Origin of the sequence: Streptococcus sanguinis (genome assembly GCF_020729765.1) — a bacterium.
Taxonomy (GTDB): domain Bacteria; phylum Bacillota; class Bacilli; order Lactobacillales; family Streptococcaceae; genus Streptococcus; species Streptococcus sanguinis_Q.
This window is the reverse complement of the sequence record NZ_JAJEPD010000031.1, coordinates 1-5977: the sequence shown is the minus strand read 5'-3', so window position 1 is coordinate 5977 and position 5977 is coordinate 1. Positions and strand designations below refer to the sequence as shown.

The 5977-nt window shown below is 42.8% G+C and carries 5 protein-coding genes and 1 pseudogene; 3 read left to right on the top strand and 3 right to left on the bottom strand.

All coding sequences use genetic code 11. The features are described from left to right. Nucleotides 1–239: 239 nt before the first annotated feature. A complete protein-coding gene (locus K4H96_RS04195) occupies nucleotides 240–1580 on the bottom strand; it encodes a hemolysin family protein (RefSeq protein WP_125356683.1) in 1341 nt (446 codons plus the stop codon). Between the two features lie 151 nt (nucleotides 1581–1731). Beyond that, nucleotides 1732–2856, bottom strand: coding sequence for an AI-2E family transporter (locus K4H96_RS04190; RefSeq protein WP_002897049.1), 1125 nt, complete (start codon nucleotides 2854–2856; stop codon nucleotides 1732–1734). A 74-nt stretch (nucleotides 2857–2930) separates the two neighbouring features. Between K4H96_RS04190 and K4H96_RS04185 the strand changes: the two genes are divergently transcribed. From K4H96_RS04185 to K4H96_RS04175, 3 genes are all read left to right on the top strand, one after another. Then, entirely contained in the window at nucleotides 2931–3725 is a 795-nt protein-coding gene (locus K4H96_RS04185; protein ID WP_223337232.1) for an ABC transporter ATP-binding protein, read from the top strand. Then, entirely contained in the window at nucleotides 3722–5284 is a 1563-nt protein-coding gene (locus tag K4H96_RS04180; RefSeq protein WP_223337234.1) for a beta-carotene 15,15'-monooxygenase, read from the top strand. Before K4H96_RS04185 ends, K4H96_RS04180 begins: the two co-directional genes overlap by 4 nt. Nucleotides 5285–5395: 111 nt before the next feature. Further along, nucleotides 5396–5752, top strand: coding sequence for a hypothetical protein (locus K4H96_RS04175; protein WP_227956364.1), 357 nt, complete (start codon nucleotides 5396–5398; stop codon nucleotides 5750–5752). Here K4H96_RS04175 and K4H96_RS04170 read toward each other — a convergent pair. After that, nucleotides 5716–5907, bottom strand: a pseudogene (locus K4H96_RS04170) (hypothetical protein); the annotation flags it as partial. The gene K4H96_RS04175 and the pseudogene K4H96_RS04170 sit on opposite strands and share 37 nt — an antisense overlap. Nucleotides 5908–5977: the final 70 nt, after the last annotated feature.

Genomic DNA, 5977 nt, shown 5'->3' with positions numbered 1-5977 from the left:
ATAAAATTTACCTCCTATTACAAGCACAGAAAGGCAAATCAGTGATAAAAGAATAGATCTCACGCGTTTCATCATACAAAATACCATGTCTTTCTATATGTAGTTTACCATAAAACTAGAACCTTTTCCGCAATTTTACTATTGAATCATCTCTAACTCAATGAAACAAACTGCCTTATTACGGCAACCAAAAACAGACCTTCTTTATAAGAAAGCCTGTTTGTTTTACAAGGAGTCAACTATTTATTAGCTTCCTCATCGATTTCCACTTGTTCTGAAATTTCAACTTTCACCTTCGTGACACGGCCATTTTTTACCTTGTCATTGGTTAAAATGAGTTGCTTATTCTGACTTTCGACTTCGTAGCTAATGCGTTCCTTCGGATCTGGGATAGTCCCCACACAAGTCAAGTAATAACCAGCAATCGTATCCACATCGTCGCTTTCAATCTCAACTTCAAAGTATTCATTAAAGTCATTGAGGGTCATGGTGCCCAAGACGATATAAGTATTCTCACCAATTTCATGAACTTCGATCTCAGCCTTGTCAGTCTCATCGTCAATCTCACCGACAATCTCCTCCAAGAGATCTTCCAGTGTGACCAGACCAGCCATACCTCCATACTCATCCAAGAGAATCGCCATTTGATTTTGCGTATTGCGCAGCTCCTTGAGCAAATCATCGACAAACATGGTTTCTGGTACAAAGAGTGGCTCCTGCAAAATCTTGCGCAGAACTATATTGTCAAAACCATTGATGAACCCTTCATTAAGCAGTCGCTTGGTATGAATCAGACCGATGACATTGTCCTTATCCCCATCATAGACGGGAATCCGCGAGAAGCTCTGTTTGAGAATGCTTTCGATAATTTCTTTGGTATCGTCCTGAATGTCCACCATAAAGGCATCCGTCCGTGGCACCATCAGTTCACGCGCCATCAGCTCATCCAGAGAGAAAATCCCCTGTAGCATCTCAATCTCATCTGCATCTAAGGTCTCCTCACTATTGGTCAGCATATATTCAATCTCATCCCGAGTCATCTTTTCGTCTGCATCATCAAACTTCATCGGGGTTATCCGACTCAATAGATTAGTCGACGCTGACAGCAACCAAACGAAGGGGCTGACAATCTTGCCAAGAAAAATAATAACCGGAGCAGCCCGCACAGCTAGATTGTCTTTCAGGTTCATGGCAATGCGCTTAGGATAAAGCTCCCCCAAAACAATAGAAATATAGGTCAATAAGACCAAAGCCAAGAAAGTTCCAATAGCACGTGCTGTTTCGGAATTTCCCATCCAAGAAGAGAAAAGTTTTCCCAGATTATCCGCAAAGCTGGCCCCAGACAGGATATTGATGACTGTAATCCCAACCTGAATAGTTGATAAGAAGTTATTGGGGCTTTCTAAGACAGCTAAGAGACGGATATACTTGAGATCACCCTCTTCAGCCTTTTGCTCCACACGCGCCCGATTGAGCGATACCATTGCCATCTCAGCAGCTGAGAAAAAGGCATTTAACAAAGTCAATATAAACAGTAGTAAGGCTTGCCATAAAATATTCTGACTGCCAGGGTCTTCCATTGATTCTTTCTCCTCGAAATGTATAAGTAAATCTGATTATATCATATTTTTAAATTTAGTGCACAGGAAATGAAAATAAGACGGAAGGCCTTCCTTCCGTCTTATTTTCTGGTATCGAGACTCCGGAATCAATCGAATTCCAAACTCATCCTTATTTATTAATAATACCAAACTCTTCGTTCTTCTTCTGTTGCTGGGCTTCCTTGTGATTGTCATAGAGATTAGCCAAGAACTTGGCGATTTCCTTGAGGATAGAATAGGTCGGGATTGCCACAATCATCCCCAGCACACCATAGATATTGCTGGATAAGAGCAAGAGCACCATGATGGTAATAGGATGGACCTTCATCACACCACCAACGATACGGGGATAGAGGATATTGCCATCGACCTGCTGGATAATCAGCATGTAAATCAAGGCCGCCACCATCTTCTGAGGATCGGTAAAAGCATACGTAATGACCATGGGAATCAACCCGATACTCGGTCCTACATAAGGAATCAGGTTAGCCAGACTGGAGAAAATAGCAAAGACCAAAGCGTACTTGAGCCCAATCACGCTATAGCCAATATAGGCCAGAGCGCCAATAATCAGGGCATCGATTGAAATCCCGCTGATATAACGGGCAACAGTAGCATTGAGATTGGTCAGCAAACTAGAGATATTGAGCTTATCGCGCTTGAGGACTGTCCGCTCCAGCATGGGTAGGAGCTTATGGCCGTCCATGAGGAAGTAAACCAAGAAAATCGGCGTCATAATCAAAATCATCAGCGTATTGACAACTGCTGACAGAACGCTGCCCAGACTGTTGGTCACACTGTTGAGGATATTTTGCAGAATGTCCACATAAGACAGGTTGAGCTGCTGAATGGTGGACTGGATATTCAGATTCCGAAAGAGCGGATTTTTAGATAATTGATTGACAAAACTTTGAATTTCCCAATAAAGGCCTTGTGTGGAATTAATCAAGCTGCTCAGCTGATTAATCAAAATCGGCAAGAGGTAAATAACACCCAAAGCAATCAAGCCAAACAGAAGGCTGAGCGTAATCAGAATCCCAATCATTCGGTTGATTTTGAGCTTTTCCTGGAGAAATTTCACCAGCGGATTCGTAATATAGTAAAGAAATCCTCCCACAAGAAAGGGAATCAAGATGGTATTCACAACGCTAACAATCGGGGTTATCATATCCCCCATCTGGCGCCAGATAAAGAAGATAATCGTTAGCAAAAGGACCTCACTGGTCCAAAACATCAGCTTACTTTTATGAAACATTTGACTCCTCCTATCAGTTATTTTACCATAAATTTTGTTATAATAAAGGAGATTTAACGAAAGAAAGAGTAAAAATGGAAAAGATTATCAAACTGGAAAATGTAAGCTTGGCTAAACAAGGCCGAACCATCTTAAAAGATCTCAACTGGCAAGTGAAAAAGGGAGAACATTGGGCTATTCTCGGTCTCAACGGTTCTGGAAAGTCTACTCTTCTGCGCTTGCTCATGGCTGAACATTGGAAGACTCAGGGCAAGGTAACAGTTCTCGGTACTGAATTTGGTGCCGGCGACATTCCTCAGCTGAGAACTAGGATTGGAGTAGTCGGCTCCTTCATTGCTGAGCGTCTGCCCAGCCATCTCACTGCTGAAGAAATCGTCCTGACAGGCAAGTATAAAAGCAGTATTCTCTACGCTTCTTACGGGCATACTGAGCTGAACCAAGCTAGGGAAATGCTGGCTTACATTGGCGGACAAGAATTGATTGGCCGAAGCTACGCCAGTCTGTCTCAAGGGGAAAAGCAGCTCTTGCTGATTGCGCGCAGTCTCATGGAAAAGCCGGAATTGCTTATCTTAGACGAAGCGACCAGCGGTCTGGATCTCTTTGCCCGCGAGCGCCTGCTGGAACAGATCGGTAAGATTACGCAGATGGACCAGGCTCCAACCATCCTCTATGTCACTCACCATGTAGAGGAAATCACTGCTGCTATGGATCATGTCCTGCTCCTAAAAGAAGGCGAAATCATAGCCCAAGGTCCTAAAGTAGACATACTTCAAAAAGAGGTCATGGATCGATTTTATCCCCAGCCAGTCGAGCTGATTGAGCTGGGAGAAGACCGCTATTTCGTCAAGGTGGAGGTCAGGTCCTCATGAAGCAATTTTCTAATACCATCTTCAACCTGGGCTACTTCCTGATTCTGACCATGACTGCGATTGCCTTGCTTTTCCTGTCTGGGCAGATTCTACTGTCCCATACTTACATCCCTTTAAGGATTGCTGAAGGGGTCCAATTCGTCAGTAATCCTTGGTATTTCTACCCTATACTCTTACTTTTTCTCCTCAGCCTCTTTTTAATCCGGCCCCTGTTGGAAAAGGTTCAGACCAAGCATCTTTTTTGGTTTTTGTCCTTCCTCTTTATAGCAGCAGCGATTTTTCTGATAACGGCCTACGATGGCCGCATCCGAGCTGACGCCAAGCACGTTTTCAATGCAGCGCTGGCCTTCAACCGAGGAGATTACAGCTCGCTGACAACCGTCGGAAGCTACATGTATCGCAATCCCCATCAGCTAGGACTGATGACTCTGGAGCGACTTTATGCTTTTATTTCTCCGACGACTCAGTTTGCCTTTAGCATGAATGTCGGCTGGACTTTACTCAGTCATTTCTTGATTTACAAGATTACTGCCCTGCTCAATGCCAGAGAAATGATTCAGAAATACACGATTCTGCTGACCTTTCTCTTTCTACCACAACTCTTTTTCATCCTCTTTGTCTACGGTACCATTCCCGGGCTCTTCTTCTGTCTGCTCAGTCTCTATGCTTTTATCAAGCTGGACCAGAAAGAAAACCTACTCTATGCCTTGCTGGGAGCGGCCAGTATCAGTCTAGCCTGCCTCCTGCGTAATAACTACATCATCTTTGCCATCATGCTGATTGGAGTCTACTTCCTGTCCATCTTTTATAAATGGTCTTGGAAGAAACCCTTAGCTATCATCCTGATTTTAGCCAGTATCGTCCTTTCAAACAAGGGTCTGACGGCCTACTATGAGCAGCTGATTGGGGGCAAGATTGGTGTCGGTACCCCAAAAATAGCCTATATCACTATGGGCCTGCGGGATGATCCCAATCGGCAGACCTTGGGAGGCTGGTACGATGCCTACAATACCAAGATTCTTAAGCGCAATAAGTACGATGAAAAATTAGCTACAGAAATGGCCACTCGGGATTTGAAGGATATTTTGATTCACTTCAGTAAGCATCCTGCTTATGCGCTGAAATTCTTCTACGAAAAGGTCAAGTCGACCTGGACTGAGCCGACTTTTCAGTCTATTTGGACTGGACCTCAGATTGAGCGCCAGCAATATATGAAGCCAGCTGTCCTGCGCAGCATTTATGAGGAAAGAAAAGGTTATCAGATTATTAATTTCCTGCTCTTGACCCTGCTAGCTAGTATCTATCTGCTCTCCTGTTTCTTTATCCTGCATAAATTTTTCGTCGCCGAGGAAAAACTGACGCCTTTTGACCTCTATCCCTTCATCTTTCTATTAGGGGGCGGCCTCTTCCACTTCTTCTGGGAAACCAAGAGCCAGTATGTCTATATCTATGTCCTCCTTCTCATCCCTTCCGCCGCTCAATCCATAGTCAACCTGAGCGATTGGTGGAAGAACAAAGGAAAAGGGAAATCAACAGACCAGCTTGAGAAAGACCTATAAAACTTGAACACTTGATAAGAATTTCTTATAATTTTATAGGAACATTAAGTGACACAAAGTTGATTTTGTAACTGAAACTTTTTATATTTTACGAAGGGAGAATAGTGATTTATGTTTTCAATATTAGGTGCAGTATTATTTGGAGTTATAGCAATTATGACAGTTCTTGTTGCTTGCGGTCTGCCTTTGGGAGAATATACAGTGGGGGGACAACATAAAATCTTACCTAAGAAATTTAGACTTGCGGCAGTCATTTCGGTGGCTATTCAGATTTTTGCCATGATCATTATTTTGCAAGCCGGAGGTTTCATTCCCTTGTGGCTGTCTTTCAAGGTTACTAAATATATTTGTTTCTTCTTTGCCGCTTACCTATCCTTGAATACGATTATGAACATGATTTCAAAAAGTAAGAAAGAAAAATATGTTATGACTCCGGCTTGCAAAATAATGATCATGGCAAAAATCTGAATAGCCACCGAAATGACTGCCGCAAGTCTAAATTTCTTAGGTAAGATTTTATGTTGTCCCCCCACTGTATATTCTCCCAAAGGCAGACCGCAAGCAACAAGAACTGTCATAATTGCTATAACTCCAAATAATACTGCACCTAATATTGAAAACATAAATCACTATTCTCCCTTCGTAAAATATAAAAAGTTTCAGTTACAAAATCAACTTTGTGTCACTTAATGT